Source organism: Nonomuraea sp. NPDC004186, from assembly GCF_053603495.1.
This window is the reverse complement of record NZ_JBSGFQ010000019.1, coordinates 31,778-53,407: the sequence shown is the minus strand read 5'-3', so window position 1 is coordinate 53,407 and position 21,630 is coordinate 31,778. Positions and strand designations below refer to the sequence as shown.

The 21,630-nt window shown below is 69.6% G+C and carries 18 protein-coding genes; 13 read left to right on the top strand and 5 right to left on the bottom strand.

Features of this window, described 5'->3' with window-relative positions; translation table 11 throughout:
* Positions 1-4: 4 nt before the first annotated feature.
* From ACWEPL_RS17965 to ACWEPL_RS17935, 7 genes are read left to right on the top strand one after another with little or no spacing between them, the layout of a single operon-like run.
* Positions 5-3,298, top strand: a complete 3,294-nt coding sequence (locus tag ACWEPL_RS17965) for a non-ribosomal peptide synthetase (RefSeq protein ID WP_452436824.1) — start codon at positions 5-7, stop codon at positions 3,296-3,298.
* Positions 3,298-4,095: a thioesterase domain-containing protein gene (locus tag ACWEPL_RS17960; RefSeq protein ID WP_452436823.1), complete on the top strand. Its 798-nt coding sequence runs from the start codon at positions 3,298-3,300 to the stop codon at positions 4,093-4,095. Before ACWEPL_RS17965 ends, ACWEPL_RS17960 begins: the two co-directional genes overlap by 1 nt.
* Positions 4,092-5,228: an acyl-CoA dehydrogenase family protein gene (locus tag ACWEPL_RS17955; protein WP_452436822.1), complete on the top strand. Its 1,137-nt coding sequence runs from the start codon at positions 4,092-4,094 to the stop codon at positions 5,226-5,228. Before ACWEPL_RS17960 ends, ACWEPL_RS17955 begins: the two co-directional genes overlap by 4 nt.
* Positions 5,225-6,175: an acyl-CoA dehydrogenase family protein gene (locus ACWEPL_RS17950; protein ID WP_452436821.1), complete on the top strand. Its 951-nt coding sequence runs from the start codon at positions 5,225-5,227 to the stop codon at positions 6,173-6,175. The genes ACWEPL_RS17955 and ACWEPL_RS17950 overlap by 4 nt, the downstream gene beginning before the upstream one ends.
* 51 nt (positions 6,176-6,226) lie before the next feature.
* Positions 6,227-7,441 (top strand): aspartate kinase, encoded by a 1,215-nt coding sequence (locus ACWEPL_RS17945; RefSeq protein WP_363964627.1) that lies wholly within the window; start codon positions 6,227-6,229, stop codon positions 7,439-7,441.
* A 34-nt stretch (positions 7,442-7,475) separates the two neighbouring features.
* Positions 7,476-8,870, top strand: a complete 1,395-nt coding sequence (locus ACWEPL_RS17940) for an MFS transporter (RefSeq protein ID WP_452436820.1) — start codon at positions 7,476-7,478, stop codon at positions 8,868-8,870.
* Between the two features lie 55 nt (positions 8,871-8,925).
* The gene (locus ACWEPL_RS17935; RefSeq protein WP_363964623.1) at positions 8,926-9,531 is read left to right on the top strand and encodes a CGNR zinc finger domain-containing protein; all 606 of its coding nucleotides are present in this window, start codon (positions 8,926-8,928) and stop codon (positions 9,529-9,531) included.
* A 12-nt stretch (positions 9,532-9,543) separates the two neighbouring features.
* Here the strand turns inward: ACWEPL_RS17935 and ACWEPL_RS17930 are convergent, their stop codons facing one another.
* Positions 9,544-10,122: a GNAT family N-acetyltransferase gene (locus ACWEPL_RS17930; RefSeq protein ID WP_452436819.1), complete on the bottom strand. Its 579-nt coding sequence runs from the start codon at positions 10,120-10,122 to the stop codon at positions 9,544-9,546.
* 175 nt (positions 10,123-10,297) lie between these two features.
* On the opposite strand from ACWEPL_RS17930, the gene cysD reads away from it, so the two are divergent.
* Positions 10,298-11,188, top strand: coding sequence for a sulfate adenylyltransferase subunit CysD (gene cysD, locus ACWEPL_RS17925; protein WP_350734951.1), 891 nt, complete (start codon positions 10,298-10,300; stop codon positions 11,186-11,188).
* Positions 11,189-11,196: 8 nt separating this feature from the next.
* Positions 11,197-13,032: an adenylyl-sulfate kinase gene (gene cysC, locus ACWEPL_RS17920; protein WP_452436818.1), complete on the top strand. Its 1,836-nt coding sequence runs from the start codon at positions 11,197-11,199 to the stop codon at positions 13,030-13,032.
* Positions 13,033-13,057: 25 nt separating this feature from the next.
* Here cysC and ACWEPL_RS17915 read toward each other — a convergent pair whose 3' ends face one another.
* Positions 13,058-13,930: an alpha/beta hydrolase gene (locus ACWEPL_RS17915; protein ID WP_452436817.1), complete on the bottom strand. Its 873-nt coding sequence runs from the start codon at positions 13,928-13,930 to the stop codon at positions 13,058-13,060.
* A gap of 269 nt (positions 13,931-14,199) precedes the next feature.
* Positions 14,200-16,371, bottom strand: a complete 2,172-nt coding sequence (locus ACWEPL_RS17910) for an NACHT domain-containing protein (protein ID WP_452436816.1) — start codon at positions 16,369-16,371, stop codon at positions 14,200-14,202.
* A 635-nt stretch (positions 16,372-17,006) separates the two neighbouring features.
* Between ACWEPL_RS17910 and ACWEPL_RS17905 the strand changes: the two genes are divergently transcribed.
* The gene (locus tag ACWEPL_RS17905) at positions 17,007-18,545 is read left to right on the top strand and encodes a pectate lyase family protein (protein WP_452436815.1); all 1,539 of its coding nucleotides are present in this window, start codon (positions 17,007-17,009) and stop codon (positions 18,543-18,545) included.
* A 145-nt stretch (positions 18,546-18,690) separates the two neighbouring features.
* On the opposite strand, the gene ACWEPL_RS17900 is transcribed toward ACWEPL_RS17905, so the two are convergent.
* Positions 18,691-19,080: an ArsR/SmtB family transcription factor gene (locus ACWEPL_RS17900; protein WP_452436814.1), complete on the bottom strand. Its 390-nt coding sequence runs from the start codon at positions 19,078-19,080 to the stop codon at positions 18,691-18,693.
* Positions 19,081-19,244: 164 nt separating this feature from the next.
* Positions 19,245-20,216 (bottom strand): cation diffusion facilitator family transporter, encoded by a 972-nt coding sequence (locus ACWEPL_RS17895; RefSeq protein WP_452436813.1) that lies wholly within the window; start codon positions 20,214-20,216, stop codon positions 19,245-19,247.
* Positions 20,217-20,391: 175 nt separating this feature from the next.
* Between ACWEPL_RS17895 and ACWEPL_RS17890 the strand changes: the two genes are divergently transcribed.
* The 3 genes from ACWEPL_RS17890 to ACWEPL_RS17880 all read left to right on the top strand — a co-directional run bounded on the left by ACWEPL_RS17890 (position 20,392) and on the right by ACWEPL_RS17880 (position 21,624).
* Positions 20,392-20,565, top strand: a complete 174-nt coding sequence (locus ACWEPL_RS17890) for a hypothetical protein (protein ID WP_452436812.1) — start codon at positions 20,392-20,394, stop codon at positions 20,563-20,565.
* A 104-nt stretch (positions 20,566-20,669) separates the two neighbouring features.
* Positions 20,670-21,440, top strand: a complete 771-nt coding sequence (locus ACWEPL_RS17885; protein WP_452436811.1) for a glycerophosphodiester phosphodiesterase — start codon at positions 20,670-20,672, stop codon at positions 21,438-21,440.
* Between the two features lie 22 nt (positions 21,441-21,462).
* On the top strand, positions 21,463-21,624 hold the full coding sequence (locus ACWEPL_RS17880; RefSeq protein WP_363964609.1) for a hypothetical protein: 162 nt from the start codon (positions 21,463-21,465) through the stop codon (positions 21,622-21,624).
* The last annotated feature ends 6 nt before the right edge of the window (positions 21,625-21,630 follow it).

Below are 21,630 nucleotides of genomic sequence, written 5' to 3'. Positions count from 1 at the left end.
GATCATGTCTGCCCCGAAGGAACGCAACGTCGCCGACATCAGGCGCGCGTTGCTGGAGATGAAGGTCCGCCAGCGCGTGGCGGAGAAGGCCGAGCGGGAGCGGATCGTCGCCGTCCCGCGTACGGGCAAGATGGCCATCGCCGAGCAGCAGCGGTTCCTGTGGTTCCTGCACCAGATGGTCGCGGGCGCACCGGTCTACAACGTGCCGTTCGCGATGCGCGTGCGCGGGCCGCTCGACGTGGCCGCCCTCTCCGAGGCGCTGCGCGGGATAGTCGCGCGGCACGAGAGCCTGCGCACCCGGTTCGGCGACGAGCACGGCGTGCCCTTCCAGACCGTCGATCCACCGCCCGAGACGTGGGACCTGCCGGTGACCGACGGGACCGAGGAATCCGTCCAGGACTGGATCGACGGGCAGGTGCGCGAGGAGTTCGACCTGCGCAACAGCCCGCCGTACCGGTTCGCCCTGCTGCGCCTGGGCCCTGAGGACCACGTGCTGTCCATCGTCTGGCATCACATCGTCATCGACGGATGGTCCTCGCGCCAGTTCGCCGAGGAGCTGACGGCCCGCTACACCGATCCGAGCGGCGCGGAGTTCCCCCCGCTGGCCCTTCAGCCCGCCGACTTCGCGGCGTGGCAGCGACTCTGGCTGCTCAGCGAGGAGCCGGCCAAGCAGATCGATTACTGGCACTCCGCAGTGGACGGGATGGAACCGCTGGAGTGGCGTACCGACCGGCAGCGCCCGTCGGCACCCACCGGCGCCGGCCGTATCTACGAGACCCGCCTGCCCGACGACCTCGCACGCGGGATCCGCAATCTGGCCAAGGCCGAGGGCGTCTCCCTGCTCGCCCTGACGATGGCCGGATACCAGGTCCTGGTGAACCGCTACACCGGCCAGCAGGACATCGCGCTCGGCTCGGTCCTTTCCGGGCGGACGCGCTCGGAGATCGAACCCATGATGGGGTTCTTCGCCAACACGGTGGTGGTCCGCGGCGATCTCGAGGGCAACCCCGTGTTCCGCGACCTGGTGCACGCCGCCAACGACAACATCCTCGAGGCGATGGCCCACCAGGACGTGCCGTTCGGCCGCCTGGTGGAGGAGCTCAAACCGGAGCGGCTGCCGGGGCGGAATCCGCTGGTCGCGCACCTGTTCACGCTGCTGCCCGAGCCGATGATCGCGCGCTGGCGCCTGCCCGGCGTAGAGGTCGAGATGCTGACCCCGCAGCCGGAGACGACCCGGTTCGACATCACGTTCCAGATCAACGACCTGCCGGACGGCGGCTTGGGCGTGTGGATCGAATACTCCTCCGAGCTGTTCGACCACGAGCGCATCGAGCGGCTGGTGGAACACTTCGCCACGGTCATGGCCGACGCGCTGTCCAGGCCGGACGCCCGGGTGGACGCGCTGGACATCATGCCCAGCAGCGAGTATCTGCGCGTACTCACCGAATGGAATCCCCCGCCCGGCGAGCACGACGAGCGCCTGCTGCACGAGCTGTTCGCGGCGCGTGTGACCGAGACGCCCGACGCGGTCGCGATGCGTTTCGCGGACGAGGACCTGACCTACGCGCAGCTGGACGAGCGGTCCAGCCGGCTGGCGCACGCGCTCGTCGAGGAGTTCAAGGTGACGCCCGGGCGCGTGGTCGGGGTACTGCTCGATCGCGGCTTCGATCTGCCGGCCGCCGAACTCGGCGTGCTCAAGGCGGGCGGGGCGTGGCTGCCGCTCGACCCGCAGTATCCGCCGGAGCGGCTGGCCTACCAGCTCGGCGACGCCGACGTGGCGGCGGTGGTGACGACGTCGGATCTCGCCGACCGCGTGCCCGCGGACGTGGGGCGGATCCTGCTGGACACGGACGCGCTCGACGGGCGGCCTGCTTCGCCGCCTTCGGTGCACGTGGCGCGGGAGGACACGGCGTACGTCATCTACACCTCGGGCTCGACCGGCACCCCCAAGGGGGTCATGGTCCCCCACCGGGCGGTGGTGAACTTCTGCACCACCTTCCGGCGGATGTTCTCGGTGACGCCGGACGACCGGATCCTGCAGTTCTCCAACCCCGCCTTCGACGTGAGCGTGTCGGACGTGTTCTCGACGCTGACCGCCGGCGGGACCATCGTCGGCGCGCCGCGCTCCGAACTGCTCGACCCCGAAGCGTTGCAGCGGCTGCTGGCCCGCGAGCGGGTGACGATGGTGGACATCCCGCCGGCCGTGCTGGGGCTGCTCGATCCGTCCGCTCTGGACGATCTGCGGGTGTGCTTCATCGGTATGGAGCCGTTCGGCCCCGATCTGGTCAACCGGTGGCGCAAGCCGGGGCGCGAGTTCCACAACGGATACGGGCCGACGGAGGTCACGGTGACGTGCGTGGACTACCTGTGCCCGCCGGAGCCGCTGGACGGGCCGCCGCCGATCGGCCGGGCGATGGCCAATCAGCGGGCCTACGTCCTGGACAAGGGGCTGCGGCCCGTGCCGGTCGGCGTTCCCGGGGAGCTGTTCATGGCGGGCGCCGGTCTGGCCATCGGCTACCTCGGCCGGCCCGACCAGACCGCCGAGAAGTTCCTGCCCGACCCGTTCGCCGTCACCCCGGGCGAGCGCATGTACGCCACCGGCGACCTGGTGCGCTGGAACGCCGACGGCGATCTGGAGTTCCTGGGCCGGGTCGACCGCCAGGTGAAGCTGCGCGGGCTGCGCGTGGAGCTCGGCGAGATCGAGCACGCCATCGAGAGCTTCGACGGCGTGCAGCAGTGCGTCGTGACGGTGCGCGACGCGGGCACGACGTCGGCCTGGCTGGCCGCGTACGTGGTCGGCGGGTTCGAGCCGGACGCGCTGCGCGAACACCTGGCCGGGCGGCTGCCCCTGCACATGGTGCCCACCGACTACGTACAGCTGGAGCAGCTCCCGCTGACCTCGACCGGAAAGGTGGACCACGCGCGGTTGCCCGATCCTCGCCCCGACGGCGAGGCGGGACAGGTCGAGCTGACCACCGAGACGCAGCGCCGGCTGGCCGAGATCTGGCAGGGCCTGCTGAGCCTCGACGCCGGCCGCATCGGAGCGCAGGACAACTTCTTCGTCCTCGGCGGCAACTCCCTGCAGGTGACGCAGATGATCTCGCGGGTGCGCGACACCTTCCAGGTGACGCTCGACCCGCGGCGGCTGTTCAGCTACCCGCTGCTCAGCCAGTTCGCCGCCCAGATCGACGATGCGCAGCGCGCGCTGCTGGGCGAGGACGAGGTGGCGCGGCTGGAGGCCCAGGTCGCCGACCTGCCCGAGGACGAGCTCGATCGGCTGCTGAAGGAGTCGGGCTGATGGCCGGTCCGCCTCCCTCCACGGTGGAGGAGAAACGACACGCGCTGCTGCAACGACGGTTACGGCACAAACGGGAGGAAGCCCTCGCTTCCGCCCCGCAGGAGGGGCGGACGATGTCCCCGCTGGTGCCGCTCAGCCCCGCGGGCGCGAAGCCACCGCTGTTCCTCGTGCACGCGGCGGGCGGATCGGTGGCGCCCTACGCCGCGCTGGCCGCGCTGCTGGGCGACGACCGGCCCGTCTACGCGCTGGAGGATCCGGGCCTGCACGGCGGCACGATCGGGGAACGGCGGCTGCCCGGCCTCGCGGCCACCTATCTGGCCGCGGTCCGCGAGGTCCAGCCCGACAGGCCGCTACACGTGGGCGGCTGGTCGGTCGGCGGGGCGGTGGCGCTCGAAATGGCGCGCCAGGACGGCGATGTCGCGCTGACGTTCGTGCTCGACACCGCCATCCCGGACGGCGCGCCATCCCGTCCCGGCGACGACGAGCTGAGCGCGTGGTTCGCCGCCGACGTCGCGGCGATGGGCGCCGAGCCGGACGAGGCCGAGCTGGCCGAGCGGTTCCCGGTGTTCGCCGCGAACGTGCGCGCGCTCCTGGCCTTCCGTCCGTCGCGGGTGGACAGCCGGGTGGTGCTGCTGTCCGCCGCGGACTCGGAGCCAGGACGGCTCGACCGATGGCGGGCCTACGCCGATGAGATCCAGGTGGTGCGGGGCGACCACTACACCATGCTGCAATCCCCACACATCGAAGCGCTGGCGGAAGCCATGCGCGACAGACTGAGCGAGGTGAGTGTCCGATGATGCCGGCCTTCACGCCGGAGCAGGACGGCTTCCGGGAAGAGGTCTGCAGGCTGCTGTGCGAGGACGCGGTACGCGCCGAGATCGCACAGTCCCGGCGGATGCCGTACGGACAGGAGAGCGGACTGCTCGACGTGCACCAGCGGCTGGGCAAGCTCGGCTGGCTCGCGGTCAACTGGCCCGAGCGTTACGGCGGAGCGGACGCCACGATCGTCGAGAAGGCGATCCTCACCGAGGAGATGATCCGCCACGGCGTGCCCGACAACGTGCACTCCCTGGGCATCGACATCGTCGGGATGGCCATCCACCTGTTCGGCACGCAGGAGCAGAAGGAACGGCTCCTGCCGGGCCTCGCGCGCGGCGAGATCACGGCCAACGTGCTGTTCAGCGAGCCGGAGGTCGGATCCGACCTGGCGTCGCTGGCCACGCGCGCCGAGCCGGACGGCGACGGCTGGCGCCTGTACGGCCGGAAGATCTACAACATGAAGGCGCAGCACAGCGATTTCGCGCTGTGCGCGGCCCGCACGTCGACCGGCCCGGTGAACTTCTTCGGGATCACGCTGTTCCTGGTCCCGCTGCAGAGCATGGGCGTGGTCATCGAGCCGGTGTGGAACCTGTCCGAGGAGCGGTTCGACCTGGTCACGCTCGACGGGATCCGGGTCGGGCGCGACGACGTGCTCGGCGAGGTCGACGACGGGTGGCAGGTGCTCGGCAAGGTGCTTCCGCTGGAGCGCACCGGGCTGGACCACTCCGCCAAGGCGGAGCGCACGCTGGCCGCGCTGCGCGAGCACGCGCCGCCCGGGTGCGAGCAGCGGCTGGTGCAGTTGGAGACGCGGGTACGCGCGGCGCGGCTGCTGGCCTGGCGGTGCGTGGCCAACCTGCACGACGGGCGGCCCGACGAGGTGCACTCGGCGACCGCCAAGTGGTACACGTCGGAGACGGCCAAGGAAGTGTCGGTGGCGGCGGTCGAGCTACTCGGGCCGCGAGCGCTGCTGGACGCACGCGATCCCGACGCGATCGCCGAGGGCGTCTTCGACGCCGCGCTCCGGGAGGCTCCGGGGCTCACGCTCGCCCAGGGTTCTTCGGAGATCATGCTGTTCTTTGTCGCGACATCGAAATTGGGGTTGCCGTCATGACCGCGGTGGAGACCACGGCGATCGCCGACTTCTTCGACGAGGATCTGGCGCCGCTGGTGCGGCGGATGGCCGATCGGCCGCGCGCTGAGGGCGGAGGCGACGACAGTCGCGAGATCCGCGCGATGGTGTGGGAGGGGCTGGTCGGGCTCGGCGCGCTCCGCGCCTCCGACACCGTACGGCTGGCCGAACTGCTCGGCTCGGTGCTGTATCAGGGGCCGCTGCTCGACACCCTCACCGCTCGGGAGCTGCTGCGGGACGGCGACCTCGGCCAGGCGCCGGTGGCGCTGGCGGTCGCGGCCGAGCCGTGGTCCGATCAGGACGGGGCGATCTCCGCGCGACGGGCCTTCGTCGGGTTCGCGGCGGAAGTGGACCACTTCGTCGTGGGCGGCGTCGACGACGTCGCCGGGCTGCGCCTGGCGCTCGTACGTGCGGGCCATCCGTCGATCACGATGCGGCGGTACGAGGAGACGAGCCGCGGCGAGGCGTACGAGGTCGAGTTCGCGGGCACGCCCGTGGCCGCCTGGGCCGGCTCCGCCGCCGAGTGGGAGGCGGCGCTGGCCGGCGCGCGGGTGCGCCAGGCGGCGTACCTGGTGGGCCTTGCCCAGGCGGCGCTCGATCACGCCGTCGACCACGCCAGGACGCGCCGCCAGTTCGGCCAGCCCATCGGCAAGTTCCAGGGGCTGGCGTTCCGGCTCAGCGAGCTGTCGATGCACATCGACGCGACGCGCCTGCTGGTGCACGACCGCGACGCGGCCGCGCACGCGGCGGCCAACCTCGCGGCGGCCTCGGATCTGGCCCGCACCGTCACGACGCGGACCATGCAGATCCACGGTGCCGCGGGCATGCGGTCCGACAACGACGCGCAGTTGTACTACAGGCGGGCGGCGGCCGAATCGGTGCGGCTCGGCACGCCGCCCCAGCTGCGCCGCGAAAGCCGGGGGACGTGATGACGGCGGCCGGGAAGCCTGCGGAAGACGACGTGGCGCAGGAGTAGACCGATGGACCTGGTGATACAGAAGTACGGCGGAACATCACTGGGTGACGTGAGCAAGATCAGTCACGCGGCGAAGCGCATAGCCGCCGCGGACGGGTCCGTGGTCGCCGTGGTCTCCGCGATGGGCAGCGCCACCGACACCATGCTCGACCTGGCGCGTAACCTCACGGCCACGCCACACGCCCGGGAGCTGGACCTCCTGCTCAGCACCGGTGAGCAGGCCTCCGCGGCCGCGCTCGCCCTGGCGCTGCACGAACTGGGCGTGCCTGCCCGGTCGTTCAGCGCCCGCGACGGCGGCATCATCACCGACGGAGTGCACGGCTGCGCACGCATCGTCAGCGTCGACCCGGTGCGGATCCGCGAATGCGTCGCGACCGGCCATGTCCCTGTGGTGACCGGTTTCCAGGGCATCGCCGCGGACAGCGGCGAGCTCACCACGCTGAGCCGAGGCGGCTCCGACACCACCGCCGTGGCCCTGGCCGCGGCGCTGCGGGCCGAGGCGTGCGAGATATTCACCGACGTCGAGGGCGTGTTCACCGCCGATCCGCGACTCATCGCCGACGCCCGCAAACTGGACCATCTCTCCTACGAGGACATGGCCGAGCTGGCCGCCGGCGGCGCCACGGTGCTCGCGCACTCCAGCGTGCAGTACGCCAGCACCCATCGCGTCCCCGTTCACGTCCGATCCAGCACGACCGAGACGGCCGGCACCTGGGTGACCGGCCTGCGCTCGGCCGCGCCGCTCGACGGCGAGCGGTTCACCGCCGTCGGCGTCGCCCACCGCACCGGTCAGCTCCGCTGCCGGCTCGACGGAGTCGACCCCGCCGCCCTGACCGCGATCGCGGCCGCGCTGGCCGATCCGCTGCTGCACGTGGACCTGCTCGGGTTCGCCGACACCCCGTGTTCGCTGCGGTTCGTCGTGCACGCCGCCGACCGGGACCAGGTCGACGGGGTGCTCGCCGACCTGCGCGACGCCTTCACCGGGTGCCGCTGGTCCGGGCCCGTGGGGAAGGTGTCGTTGGTGGGCCGCGGGTTCCGTACCCGCCATCCCCAGGTGGGGCTCCTTCTCGACACGCTCAAGGCCCATGGCGTCGCGGTGCGGGACATGACCGTCCATGCCCGGAGGATCTCCATCACCTGCGCCGAGCACGACGTACTCGACGCGGTGACGCACCTTCACCGGATGTTCCTCGACCCGACTCCCGCGAAAGGGATGTGAAATGAGCCAAGCATCGTCGCACGCGACTGGAAGGGTGGAGAGCAGATTCCAGTCCCGGCAGTTCTGGCAGCTCACCGTCATCTGCGGCACCCAGTTCCTGGTCGCCCTTGACTATTCGATCATCAACGTCGCCGCCCCGAGCATTCGCGAGGGCATGGAATTCACCGGAGGCGGCATCGCCTGGGTTCTTTCCGCCTATCCCCTCGCTTTCTGCGGCTTCCTCCTCCTCGGGGGAAGGATCGCCGATCTGTTCGGGAGAAAGCGGGTGTTCATCTGGAGCATGGCCGGCTTCGTTCTCGCTTCGCTCCTTGCGGGCCTCGCCTGGTCGCCGGCGGCTCTCATCGCGGGCCGCGCCTTGCAGGGGGTCGCCGCCGCGTTCATCGCCCCGGCGGGTCTGGGGTTGCTCCAGGCGGCCGTCCCGGAAGGAGCGCAACGCGAACGCGCTCTCGGCATCTACGGGTCGGCGCTGTCGGCGGGGTTCGTCTCCGGCATGGTGCTCGGGGGCGTTCTCACCGAGTACGCCGGCTGGCGGTCCGTCTTCCTGATCAACGTGCCCGTCGTCCTGGTCGCCGGTCTGCTCGCGAGGGCCTATCTCGATGAGAGCCGGGATACGCACGCATCCCGCCATCTCGATCTCATCGGGGTCGCCTTGGCGACGACGGGCATGGTCGCGCTGGTGTTCGCCCTCACCGACGGGGAGAAGTACGGCTGGCTGTCGGCTCCGATCCTGCTCTCCGCCGGGATCGCGGTGCCTGCCGTGGCCCTGTTCGTCTGGGTGGAGTCGCGGAAGGACAGCGCCCTCGTGCCGATCTCCATCTTCCGCACCTCCGCCATCGGCGCGGCCAACCTGGTCAACGTCCTGCTGATCTGCTCCTACGGCGGAATGCTGTTCATTCTCACCCTCTACCTTCAGACGCATCTCGGTCTGGGCGCGCTCACGACCGGCTTGACGTTCGCGGTCTCGGGCGCGATCGCGATCGTCACCGGAATCTACGCGGGCAGGCTGGTCGAGCACTTCGGGCTTTACCGCGTTCTCCTTTCCGGAATCGTCATCGAGACGTTCGGCATCCTGATCATGGTGGGCCTGCCGGAAGGTTACGGACTCGCTCTCGTCCTGATCGGCACCTCGGTGAACGCCTTCGGCCACATCCTCGCGCTGATCACGACCAGCATCGCCGGCACGAACGGCGCCGACGAGGGGCGACGGGCCACGGCCGGCGCTCTGATCAACGTCTCCCAGCAGCTGGGGCTGGCCGTGGGCGTCGGAGTCGTGACGTCGGTGGCGGCCCACTTCGCCAGGGTCACCGGTGGAACCGATGCCGTCCTCGCGGGCTGGCGCTGGTCTCTCTGGTGCTCGGTCGGGTTCGCGGTCGCGGCGGTCATCGCGACCGTCCTTCTCCGGAAACGCTTCAAGGGAGAGGTCACGTAGGTCGGACTCCCGGTGTGCCCTGGCCTGCGAGCAAGAACCATATATACTACTTATAATGGTTACTTTCGCTTCCAAGGCCCGGTCACCCTGGCAGGACGCCCACTTCATCGGCGGCCACCCGGTCCTGGACCTCACGAACACCGTCTTCGATCGCACACACCCGGCCGAGGACGGAGAACTGCTGAAAGCACCCTCGGACGTCTTGACGTGGTGCGCGTCCGCGGGACTGTTCGAGGAGGTGCCGTCCTTGACGGAGGCGTCCGCGAGCGGCCTCGTGCCGGAGGTTCAGGCCGTTCGCGAACAGGCGTGGGCCGTGTTCAGCGCGGTCGCGCACGGCGAGGCGGTGCCGGCCGAACCTTTCGGCGCGCTTCTCGAACGGGCCGGTACGGGCGTGCGGGCCGAGCAGGTCCAGCAGATCGATGCCGCGCTCGACCGCTTCACCGTGGACTGGACGGCGCCGGGAGCGATCCCCGCGGCCTTGTCCTTGCTGGTGGTCCAGGCACTGTTCACCCTTCCGCGCGACCGGATCAGGGCCTGCGGGAGATGCGGTTGGCTGTTCCTGGATTCCTCGCGGGGTGGACGCCGCCGCTGGTGCAGCATGAACATCTGCGGCAATCGCGAGAAGGCGCGCCGCCACCGGCAGGGCCGAACGCACCACTGATCGCTTCTCGCCTCATCCGGCGGCGCGGAGCTTGCGCCGCATGATCGGCCGATCGCCACGCGGGCGGGCCACCTCGGAGAATCCGGCGCCGAGGAAGGCGCTGGCTATCCCGGTCATCGCCGTGTCCGCGCCCGCGCGTTTGCCGTCGCGAGGTTCGATCGGATAGCCCTCGGCGGTCGTGTAACCCGCGGAGGCCGCGTACTCGCAGACGGCTTCGAGAATGTCCGGCAGCAGCCCGGAACCGCGATGCTTTCTCTGCACGAAGACGCACGTGATCGCGCAGACGGGCTCGTCGTCGATGTTCGCGAGCAGCGGCGAACGCTCAAGTCTCGGGAACGACGAACGCGGCCCGAGCGAGCACCATGCCACCGGCGTGTCGTTCTTGTAGACGACGACGCCGGGCACCGGCTCGCGCCGGGCGAGACGTCTCATGGCCTGCTTGTTTCCCTCGCCCTTTCCTTCCGTCCACTCCGCGATGGACAGCCGCCAGTGCATGCACCAGCACCCGCGGGCACCTCCGTTCGCCCCGAGCACCGCCTCGAAGTCGTCCCAGGTCTTCTCGGACAGCTCTTTGACCGTCAGGGTATTCATCGCCGCACCGCCGATCTGGCTCGAATAACCGATATAACGCTTTTATAGGTTACTATAGAAGGGCATGGCCGCGGGGATCAGGAGACCGATCCGCCGGCCGCCCTTGAGGTCGCTCGACACCGCGACCGGCGGCCGGACCACCGAAGAACGGTTAGCGACGACGGAGGGCCGATACGTGGCCGAAGAAGACGTCCTGGACATGCTCGAAGCCGAGGCGATCCACGTGCTGCGCGAGGTCGCCGGGGCCTTTCGCCGGCCGGTGTTGCTGTATTCGATCGGCAAGGACTCCTCGGTGCTGCTGCACCTGGCGACCAAGGCGTTCGCGCCCGGCCGGATGCCGTTTCCCGTGCTGCACATCGACACCCGCTGGAAGTTCCGCGAGATGATCGCCTTCCGGGATGACACGGCCAGGCGGCTGGAGCTCGACCTGCGGGTGCACACCAACCCGGAGCGGGTCACGCCGTTCACCCACGGCGCGCACGAGTACACGCGGATCATGAAGACCGTCGCGCTGCGCCAGGCACTCGACGACAGCGGGTTCGACGCGGCGATCGGCGGCGCGCGGCGCGACGAGGAGCGGTCGCGGGCGAAGGAAAGGATCTTCTCGCTGCGCGAGCCCGGCCATCGCTGGGAGCCGCGCTCGCAGCGTCCGGAGTTCTGGTGGTGGGCGAACACCGAGCTGGCCGACGGCCAGTCGATGCGGGTGTTCCCGCTGTCGAACTGGACGGAGCTGGACGTCTGGCGCTACATCAGGCGGGAGGGCATCCCCGTGGTGCCGCTGTACTTCAGCGCACCACGCCCGGTCGTCGAGCGGAACGGATCGCTGATCATGGTGGACGACGAGCGCTTCCCGCTGTCGCCCGGCGAACGTCCGCTGCTGCGCCAGGTACGCTTCCGCACCCTCGGCTGCTACCCGCTGACCGCGGCCGTCGAGTCGAAGGCCGAGAACCTCGACGAGGTCATCGACGAGATGCGGCTCGACCGGAGGTCCGAACGCGCCGGCCGGCTCATCGACGGCGAGGGCGGCACATCCATAGAGAGCAAGAAGTCGGAGGGGTATTTCTGATGATTTCGGTGCTTCGAGTGGTCGCCTGTGGCTCGGTCGACGACGGCAAGTCCACTCTCATCGGTCGGCTGCTCGCCAACACCGGCAGCGCCACCGAGGACCGGCTCGACTACGCGCGGCGGACCAGGCGCGGCGGTTCCACGATTCCGGCCGGAGCGGTCGACTATTCGCTGCTGACCGACGGGTTGGAGGCGGAGCACGAGCAGGGCATCACCATCGACGTCGCCCACCTCTTCCTGGACCTGCCGTCCGGGCGCCGGGTGATCATCGCCGACGCGCCGGGACACGAGCAGTACACCCGCAACATGGCGGTCGCGGCCTCCACCGCGGACGTCGCCGTGTTACTCGTCGACGCCACCAAAGGGGTCCGCGAGCAGACCCATCGGCACCTGGCGATCTGCGCGCTGATGGGCGTGCGGGCCGTCATCGCGGTGGTCAACAAGCTCGACGCGGTGGGCTACGACCGGGCGGTGTTCGACCAGCTCGCGAGCGAGGTGCTGTCGACGGCGAACGGCCTCGACATGGCGGCGAGCGTGATCCCGGCCAGCGCACTCGATGGGGACAACGTCGTCGACCCATCGCCGAACCTCCCCTGGTACGACGGGCCGACGCTGCTCGGCGCGCTGTCCGCCTGGGAGCCGCCCGGCCCGCCGCGACCGGACGGCGCCGACGGCTACCGGCTGCCCGTCCAGTACGTGATCCGGGCGGACGACTTCCGCGGTTTCGCGGGCACGGTGGTCGGCGGCCCGGTCCGACCGGGCGACACCGTCGCGGTCGCCGGCAGCGGCATGGAGTCGAGGATCGACCGGGTGCTCGGCCCCGGCGGCGGCGACCTCTACGGGGCCTCCCCCGGCACCCCGGTGACGGTGACGCTGGCCGGCGACGTCGACGTCCGTCGCGGCGACCTGCTGACCACGCCGGCCGCACTCGGCGACGGGCTCTCCCCGGCCTCGGCGTACTCCGCCACGCTGGTCTGGACCGCCGAGGAGCCGGTGCGGCACGGCCGCTCCTACCTGCTGCTGGCCGGGTCGCGGACCGTGCCCGCCGTGGTCACGACCGTGCGCGGCCGGATGGACGTGGTGTCCGGCAAGCAGTTCGCCGCGCGTACGCTCGGCCTCAACGACATCGGCACGGTCGAACTGACCACCGACACCCCGATCTGCCTGGACGGCTACCGGACGTGCCGGGACACGGGCAGCTTCCTGCTCGTGGACCGGGTCAGCAAGGAGACCGTGGCGGCCGGCATGGTCCGGCACGCGCTGCGGCGGGGCCGCAACGTCGTTCCACACGCCTACACCGTCGACCGCGACGCCAGGCAGCGGCTGAAGGGGCAGCGGGCCAAGGTGCTGTGGCTGACCGGCCTGCCGGGCGCCGGCAAGTCGACGATCGCCAACGCGCTGGAGCGGCGGCTCCACGCCATGGGGCTGCACACGTACGTGCTCGACGGCGACAACGTCCGAAGCGGGCTGAACAAGGACCTCGGGTTCACCCCGGAGGATCGCGCGGAGAACGTGCGCCGGGTCGCCGAGCTGACCCGCATCCTGCTGGACGCCGGGCTGATCGTGATCGTCGCGCTGGTCTCGCCGTTCCGTACGGATCGGGCGGTGGCCAAGAGCCTGTTCCAGCCGGGCGACTTCGCCGAGGTCTGGGTGGACACCCCGGCCGAGGTGTGCGCGCGCCGGGACCCGAAGGGCCTGTATGCCCAGGCGAAGGCCGGCACGCTGCCGAACCTGACCGGCCTCGGCCAGGCCTACGAGCCGCCGGAGTCCGCCGACCTGGTGGTCGACGGCGCCGGTTCGCTCGATGACGCGACAGACGAGCTGTGCGCCCTGCTGCGTGATTGAGGCCGCTCGGGCAGCTCAGGCCTTGCTAGATTGCGGCCTTGTCCAGAATGGCGGCCACCTCATCGGCCCTGAACAGGAACCCCACGTGTGACGTGTCCAGCGTGTGCACGTCGTACGGGTTGCCGGGCGTCAGGGCGTCCGCTTCGGCGATCAGCCGGTCCTGCATGGCGATCGGGAGGGATCGGTCGCCGGTGAGGCGGATGTAGGTGCGGGCGATCGTGCCCCAGGTGCCGGCCTGGACGCGGGCGTCGGCCGTCATCACCGCGATCGATTCGTCCGGCTGCAGGATGTTGAGGAAGGCCCGGAACCGCTCGTCGCTGACGTCCGCCATGGTCGCGGCCTTGAGCGCGTCGAGCAGTTCCACATCCGCGGTGCGGTAATTGGCCCGGCCGACACCGAGCTGAGCGGGGTCGCCGACGTTGAACGCGGCCAGCGGGCCCATCAGGTTGCCGGCGAACTCGGGCTCCTGCATGTACTCGATCGGGTTGGAGCGCTGCACGCACGACCAGGCGGAGATGTAGACGAGCCGGTTCACCAGCTCGGGGATCGCGTTGCCCACGCCAGAGATGGTCACGCCGCCGAGGCTGGCCGCCACCAGCACCACGGGCCCGTGCTCCGCCACGCGTCGGACCACGTCGACGACCGTGTCGACGTTGTGCTGCAGGGTGACCCCGGCCAGCGTGGACGGTTCGACCGCCCACGTGTCGAGGTCCTGGGGGGCCTGGTAGGCGAGCGGGTACTGCGCGTCGAGGCCATGTCCCGGCAGATCGACGGCGAAGCTGCGGTGGCCGAGCAACGCCAGCTCGCGCTGGACGGGAGCCCACATGAAGGAACTGGCGCCGGAGCCGTGGACCAGCACGAACGTAGGCGACGACGAGCGGTTGGAGTTTGATCTCATGAAGAACAGTCCGTTTCGATGGAAGGCACGGCGAACGTGCCTGGGTTGCCGAAGGCGGGCGTGCGGCTGCCGGGCGAGAACACGGCAGGACAAGCCCTGAAATGAAGCAGGCGGTCGGCTGCGGGCGAAACCCGGGTGGTGCGCCGCTTGTGCCACGGCACCTGTCTGCGGGATCGCCTCAACTGGCGCCGGCCGCTGAACGACCGGCGGGCAGACCGCTTCAGCTGTTACGAAGCCGGATGAACTTCTGGATCATGCCTGACAGCGTATCAGGGGGCGACGCCGCGCATACGTCCCGGCGTGAAGCTGGAGGCAGCTAGATGATCTTGTAGTTCGGCGTGGCGGAACTGGTAGAAGGGCCCCACGGTCCGCAGGACGCCCAGGTGGTGCAGATCGTGCAGGAAGCGCATCAAGCGGAACGGCAGCCGGCCCGATGGCCCAAGGTGCACCAGGGCGATGGTGGACATCAGCCACATGTGCTGGCGTTTGGTCACCAGACCGAATGCTATGCCGCAGATGATGCCCATCCCCATGTCCACGGCCGCGGACGGGTGAGGCGGCACGATGGACGCCTCGTTCATGAAATCGACTGCGAAGCCGACGATCGCCCCCAGGAGAAGTGCGTTCATCAATTGCAGACCCACGAGGCTTCGGTTGACCCGCCAGGTGGATTGCGGGGTGACGGCGGCGGTGAACGGCGGGAGTCGATTCTCGTCTGGCTGGGCGGGCTTCTTGTCCTGCTGCCGCGACACCCGCACCGTCACCCAGCCGATGCCAAGCGCTGAGAACAGGGTGGCCAGCCCCATCTTCCAGCCGTGCACCCACGCGTTGTAGCCCACCGCCGGCAGGCCGAGGCCGACCGGCATGATGACGAAGATCATTCGCACGTCGGACAACAGACCGCGGGTGAAGTCCTGCAGCCGTTGCCGTACGCGTAGCGGAGCGAAGTCGGGAGTGCGGGCGGCCTGCACCGCGGACAGGCCGAAGAAGATGCCGAAGGCCGAGCCGAAGACCGGCCCATAGGTCAGCATGGCGGTCAACGCGGCCGGGAGTGCGAACACCAGACCGGTCAACCCGCCGATCCAGGTACGGGCGAGTGCGCGCCGCGTTCGTGAGGCGGGCAGTGCCTGGTCGGTCAGCCGCCACCAGGCCAGGTCATGACCGCCGGATTCGGCCTGCAGGCGTGCCAGCCGCTTTGTCCATTCGGTGATGCCGGCCGGATCCCATGTCGTAGGCCGGATCGTGGTGCGTGCGTTCAGCAGCGCACCAAGGACATTGTCGAGCAGGTGAGCGCGCAGGGCCCGCGTGTCGTCGGCGTACTCGGTCGCCAACGGAGCCGGATCGGCGTCCGGCTGGTCGATGTAGACGGCCCGGACCAGCCATAGGCCCAAGGCGGTGGAGGTGACATCGGCCAGAGCCGGCGCGGAGCCCTCCCTGAGGGCGCGCAAGACTTTGGTCCACGCCGAGGACGAGGAAAGCGCGGGCAACGCGGCGCTCAGGTAGTTCGCCACGATGTCGGGGAGCAGCGCCTTGGGCGCGATGACGGCGGCGGCCTTGAGCGGGCGCCGCGCGGCGGTGACCGCGTCGCCGTACTCGGTGGTACGCGACGTGATGATCACCTGATCGCGTTCCATGAGCGTGTCGGACAATTTCTCGATCACCTTGGCGCGGGCGGGCTCGGGCAGTTCGTCGAGACCGTCGAGAATGGCCAGAATTGAGCCACGGGCCGCCAGAATGTCGGCGCCGTCCTGCTGGCTACCCGGCGTGCGCAAGGCGGCGTAGTCGGTGCGCACGCGCTCGGCCACCCAGTCCTGAAACCGAGGGTGGGCCTCGATGTCCCAGTCGGCGACGGGCAGGAGCACCGGAACCGGGTCGTTGTCAGCACGCGTGCGGATCAGTTCCAGCATCAATTGGATGGCCAGGGTGGTCTTGCCTGTGCCCCGGCCTCCGGTGATGACCAGGCGGTGACGGCGCAGCGCGCGGAAGGCGACAGCGAGCGCGGCGATGTCGTCCGATCGGCCCGACAGCGCCGGCTCACGGTCGGCGATCAGATGCGGGTGATCCATGAGCTTGGTTCGGCGGGTCATGTGCCAGGAGACCGGGATCGGCGGATCGCCGAGGGAACGCGTCACCACCTCGTCGCTCCACCGCTCGTGGACCAGCTGGGCGAGCTCCCGCATGGTCTCGGTGACGGTCCCGGAGGCGGGGGCGAGCACGCGCCCGGCCCGTTCGACGACCAGCCCGGCCACCACCGCCGCCACGATGGTGCCGGCGAGCCAGGAGCCGCTCCACACGCCGTCGTTGAGCACTTGGTTGGCGGCCACCGACACCACGACCGGCGCGAGCACCATGGACAGCCACAACAGCCGGGCCCGCCACCGCCGCTCGCCCACCACGGCGGCCGTCGTAGTGATCGTGACCTGCGGCCGGCGACCTTCCATCGCGTAACACCTTCCGCTGCGTAAAAGAGGGACGAGGGACCACCTGGAACTCTCGCTCTGCCGGCGCGGGACGTTCGGTCCGCTGCGTGTACGGAGGTCCGGGCGCGAATATGGGCACGATCGCGGGATCAAGCGCCCGTGATGCCGATGGAGGCGATGAGCCTTCTGGTGGCCGAAGCCATGACGCTGCCCCTTCCGCTGTCGATCGGGCCTTGCGCTGATGAAGGTAGGCCGCGACTGGTTGAGGATCCGTTGAGGATCCGTAAGGCGGAGCGTGGCCTGCCCGGCACCGTCGACGAGGTCCTGACCGATGCGGATTGTGCCGGTTCTACGCGCCTTCAACCCCCACCGCTCCTGAGCGAGACGCAGCCGGCCGAGAGCTTCGTGAGGCGCCACCGGGTGGCGACTTGAAAGTTTCACGCCGCATTGACACTCGGAAAGCGCTTTCCTACGGTGTGGGTCATCCCCAACGCGGAGGTGTTCGTTCATGTGAGCGGCTGCCGGCCTCCGCCCTCTCGTCGGAGGCCGGAACCGGACCCCAGCGGCCGGCCTGACCCTGCAACAAGCCCGATGCCGCGGCGGCGACCGCGCAGAGAAGATCGCACCCGTTGTTCGAAGGAGAAGGTGAACCGAGGATGAGACGAGCAGTCGCGTTGCGACTCCAGGTGGTGCTGGCCGCGGTGGCCATCGCGGCCGCGGCCGGTGTGGCCTTGCCGATGCTGCAGGCATCAGCGGCGGCCGGCGGCGCCAGCGGCTACGCGAGCGTCAACGGCGGAACCACCGGTGGCGCGGGCGGGCAGACGGTGAGGGCCACCACGGGGACCGCGATTCACACGGCCCTGTGCAATCGGGCCAGCAGCAGCACCCCGATCATCATCGAGGTCTCAGGGACCATCAACCACGGCAACACCACCAAGGTCTCGGGCGGAAGCTGCAACACCGCCGCCGACGTGATCGAACTCAAGCAGATCAGCAACGTCACGATCATCGGGGTCGGCAGCGGGGCCGTCTTCGACCAGCTGGGCATCCACATCCGCGAAGCCCGCAACATCATCATCCGCAACGTGACCGTCCGCAACGTCAAGAAGTCGGGCTCGCCCACGTCCAACGGCGGTGACGCCATCGGCATGGAGAGCAGCGTCCGCAACGTCTGGGTCGATCACGTCACCCTGGAGGCCTCGGGCGGGGAGGCAGAGGGCTTCGACGGCCTCTTCGACATGAAGAACGACACCCAGTACGTGACCCTGTCCTACAGCATCCTGCGCAACTCCGGCCGCGGCGGGCTCATCGGCTCCAGCGAGAGCGACCGCTCGAACGGCTACATCACCTTCCACCACAACCTGTACGAGAACATCGACTCCCGCACACCCCTGCTGCGTGGCGGCATCGCCCACATCTACAACAACTCCTACGTGAGCCTCCACGAGTCGGGTATCAACTCCCGGGCCGGAGCCCGCGCCAAAGTGGAGAACAACTACTTCAAGAACTCCAAGGACGTCTTGGGCACCTTCTACACCAGCGAGGCCGGCTACTGGCAGGTCGGCGGCAACATCTTCGACAACGTGACCTGGTCCGCGCCGGGCAGCGAGAACAACCCCGCCGGACCCGACCCGCAATCCAACACCACCGTCAGCATCCCCTACTCCTACAGCCTCGACGGGGCGAGCTGCGTGCCGGGCCTCGTCCTCCAGACGGCCGGCGCCAACAAGGGTCTGCAGGAGTCGAACGGCAGCTGCACGCCGCAGACACCGACGGCCACACCGACGCCGACCGTCAGCCCCACGCCGTCACCCACCCCTTCGCCCGGCGGGCCCAACCTCAGCCTCGGAGCCGGCTCCGACGGCTCCAGCAAGGCCGACGGGACCAGCTACGGCAACGTGCGGGACGGCAACATGAGCACCTTCTGGTCGCCGGCCGGCTCGACCGGTGACATCTCGATCAAGTGGGGCTCCGCCACCACGGTCTCCAGGGTCGTCATCCGTGAGGCGTCAGGCTCCGAGGGCGGCATCGGAGCCTGGCAGCTCATCAACGCCGGCACCGGAGCGGTCCTGAAGTCCGGCAGCGGCGCGGGCGCCATCACCTTCACGCCGACCTCACTGAGCAAGATCACCTTCAGGATCACCAGCTCGGCGGGCACGCCGAAGGTCGCCGAGTTCGAGACCTACGCGGGGTAGCGGCCGCTTCCGCCGCCCGCTCCGTCCGCCCAGGGACGAAGGCGGGGCCGTCAGACGGACGACCCCGCCCCGTCCCCTTGGGAAGGTGCCGGCTGGTGCGGCAGGTCGCGGGTTCGATCCGGAGTGGTTGTCCCTCCGGTGCCGATCACGCGTTCCCGTCGCGTTCGGGGTGGATGGCGTCGGTGTGCTCGGTGTGGGCGAGAGCCAGGTCGAGCAGCATCCGTACGTGCGGGTCTTCCAGTCGGTAGTAGGCCATCCGGCCGGAACGGCGGGCGGCGACGATGCGGTGCGCGCGCAGCAGTCGAAGCGCGTGGGAGACGGCCGATTCGCTCTGGCCGGTCACCGCGGCCAGGTCGCACACGCACAACTCGCCGTCCAGCAGGGCCACCAGCAGCTTCAACCGGTTCGGATCCGACAGCAGCCCGAAGATGTCCGCGGTGTCAGTGAGGTCGTCGGCGGCAGGCATCCGCTCGTACACGGCGGCCACCCGTTCACCGTCGACCACCTTGACCATGCAGCCGTCTATTGCCAACACACCATCATCTGAAGAACCGTTCACATGAATAGTTTGTCGGCATTGCGACAAATGTCAATGACACGCCGCGCAGGAACAAGCCTGGCCAACCGGTCACGGCCGAGCCCGCGGCTCCTGCGCGGGGCGGTGGTGGGCCGCGGTGGCGTGTCCCCCGAGTACGGAGTTCATGTCCGAACGTTCGGGTCATGACAGGTGGAAGCCGGCGCCGCAGGCTCGGCCGCGCCATCGTCACCACCGGCCGTCTCATCAGGTCGGCGGGCGTGATGGGTGGGGCCGTGCGGGTCGGCGCAGTGCTGTACGAGCCGACGTAGGGCGCCGTCGTCGTCGAAGGCGTGGCTGTCGGGCGAGGCGTGGTCGACCTGCAAGGTGGTGTGTTCGATGCCGTGCCGGTCCTGCAGCAGGCTCTCGACCGCGAGGCGCGTGGCGTGGCAGTCGGCCCCCGGGGTGACCAGCACGTGGGCCGACAGGGCGGCATATCCGGATGTCACCTCCCAGATGTGGAGGTCGTGCACCTCGACCACGGTGTCGAGGGCGGCGATCTGGCGGCCGACCTCGGTGGGGTTCACTCCGGCCGGAGCGGCTTCCATGAACACCCGTCCGGCGTCGCGGACCAGGCCCCAACCTGCCTTGAGCATCAGGGCGGCGACGATCAGGGCGGCGATGGCGTCGGCGCGGGTCCAGTCGGTGAGCCAGACGACGAGGCCGGCCAATCCGGTGAACACCACGAACAGGCCCTCGACCTGGGGAGGCTCGATCAGACGGCGGATGCCCTCGAAGCTGAAGTAGGCCGCGAGCAGCAGCAGGGTGATGCCGTTGACCTGAGCGGAGATGATCTCGGCGCGCTTCAGCCCGTAGGTGAAGCCGCCGCGCGGTGGTCGGGCCGCGATGCGCATCGCGATCAGGGCCAGCACGATCGCCATCGCGTCGGTGAGCATGTGGCCGGCATCGGAGATCAGCGCCAGCGACTGGGCGATCACGCCGATCACGACCTCGACGGCCATGAAGCCGACGATCAGAGCGAGCGCGCCGCTCAGATAGCGCCGGTCGGCCTGCGCATCGACAGCATGTCCGTGGCCGTGCCCATGGCCGTGGTTCCGTCCGGCCCCTTGTTCCGGGTGCCTGTGTCGATCAGACATGCGCTGAGCTCCTTGGACGACGGTGAATGACGTGTGATGGCCAGGTCATGCCGAGGCGCTCCGCGTCAACACTTCCCGCATGCCTTTCCTTCTACATATGAACACTCAATCATATGTTTAAACTCAACGTAATGAGTCAACTACTTTCCGTAGAAGTGCACGGGAAGGGCAGCGCATGAGAACCGTCCGCAACTCCGCACTGGCGATGGCCGCGACGACCGGATGGCCGGCACTTTCGAGCCTGCCGGCCGACGCCACCCCCGTACCCACCCGCCAGCCTCCGACCGTGTCGTGCCGCTACGCGCTCACAAAACCCGTGGTCGGCAGCCTCCGGAACGACGCCGGATGAGCCTCTCACCCCGCCCCCGGCGGCGTCCGCCGACCGGGGACGGCGCCCTCGACGCACCGCTTCCACGGCACCCGCCCCTGGCACACGGGCGGTGCCGTGCCCTCGTGGCCACGTTCACCGCGGTCATACAGATCGTCACTACGGCGGTCCCGGCTGACGCCGCCCGGGCGGCGGGGCAGTGCCGTGCACCCGGCGTGATCGCCCACCGCGGCTATCCCCCCTCCGGGTCGGAGAACACCCTCACGTCGCTACGGCAGGCGCTGGCGGCCCATGCCCGGCAGGTGGAGATAGACATACGCTTCACCAGGGATCACCAACCCGTCCTCATGCACGACGCCACGCTGGATCGCACCACGAACGGCAGCGGTCTGGTGGCCACCTCGTCCATGGCGCGGCTGCGCACGTTGCGCGGTGGCGACGGCCTCGCGCCACCTGCCTTGGCGCAAGTGCTGGACGCGCTGCGCGGCCGCGTCGACCTGGTGCTGATCGAGCTGAAGAGCGTCCCGGACGACGCCGACGCTCGCACTCTCACCGCCGTCTATCACCGCTATCGCGCCTACGACTGGACCGCGCTGACCTCGTTCCTGCCCACCGCGCTGAACCGCGTCTCCTTCCTGCCGGTCGCCCAGGGGCTGCTGGCCAGCACGACGCCGCCCCCTGCCCAGGCCGAGCACTACGACTTCGTCTCCGTCCGATACGACCAGCTGTCCCGCTCGTGGGTGGACAGCTACCACGCCGCCGGGGTGCACGTTTACGCCTGGACTCCCAACACCCCCACCGCCTGGCGGCGCCTGGCCGGCTATGGCGTCGACCGCATCATCACCGACCGCAGCCTCAGCTATTCGAGCTGGGCGGTCACCCTGTGCAGCCGCTGATACGCCGAGAGAGGAGTCATCGATGACCGCACAGCATCACGAGGACGAAGAAGCCTGCGCCACCGATCCCGCGTGCCGACCGGCGGCGCCGACCGCTGCACGCCTGGCTGCCGGCGCGACGCGGCACTTGTTTGATTGCCCGTCGACGGACGGCATGGGGACGGTAGCCTTCTACCTGGAGTAGAACACG

Coding starts and splice junctions, on each gene's coding strand:
- ACWEPL_RS17915 (WP_452436817.1), bottom strand. CDS start 13,930: ATGAGATCAAACTCCAACCGCTCGTCGTCGCCTACGTTCGTGCTGGTC.
- ACWEPL_RS17890 (WP_452436812.1), top strand. CDS start 20,392: ATGAGAACCGTCCGCAACTCCGCACTGGCGATGGCCGCGACGACCGGA.
- ACWEPL_RS17905 (WP_452436815.1), top strand. CDS start 17,007: ATGAGACGAGCAGTCGCGTTGCGACTCCAGGTGGTGCTGGCCGCGGTG.
- ACWEPL_RS17895 (WP_452436813.1), bottom strand. CDS start 20,216: ATGTCTGATCGACACAGGCACCCGGAACAAGGGGCCGGACGGAACCAC.
- ACWEPL_RS17880 (WP_363964609.1), top strand. CDS start 21,463: ATGACCGCACAGCATCACGAGGACGAAGAAGCCTGCGCCACCGATCCC.
- ACWEPL_RS17955 (WP_452436822.1), top strand. CDS start 4,092: ATGATGCCGGCCTTCACGCCGGAGCAGGACGGCTTCCGGGAAGAGGTC.
- ACWEPL_RS17945 (WP_363964627.1), top strand. CDS start 6,227: ATGGACCTGGTGATACAGAAGTACGGCGGAACATCACTGGGTGACGTG.
- ACWEPL_RS17935 (WP_363964623.1), top strand. CDS start 8,926: ATGGTTACTTTCGCTTCCAAGGCCCGGTCACCCTGGCAGGACGCCCAC.
- ACWEPL_RS17930 (WP_452436819.1), bottom strand. CDS start 10,122: ATGAATACCCTGACGGTCAAAGAGCTGTCCGAGAAGACCTGGGACGAC.
- ACWEPL_RS17965 (WP_452436824.1), top strand. CDS start 5: ATGTCTGCCCCGAAGGAACGCAACGTCGCCGACATCAGGCGCGCGTTG.
- ACWEPL_RS17950 (WP_452436821.1), top strand. CDS start 5,225: ATGACCGCGGTGGAGACCACGGCGATCGCCGACTTCTTCGACGAGGAT.
- ACWEPL_RS17960 (WP_452436823.1), top strand. CDS start 3,298: ATGGCCGGTCCGCCTCCCTCCACGGTGGAGGAGAAACGACACGCGCTG.
- ACWEPL_RS17910 (WP_452436816.1), bottom strand. CDS start 16,371: ATGGAAGGTCGCCGGCCGCAGGTCACGATCACTACGACGGCCGCCGTG.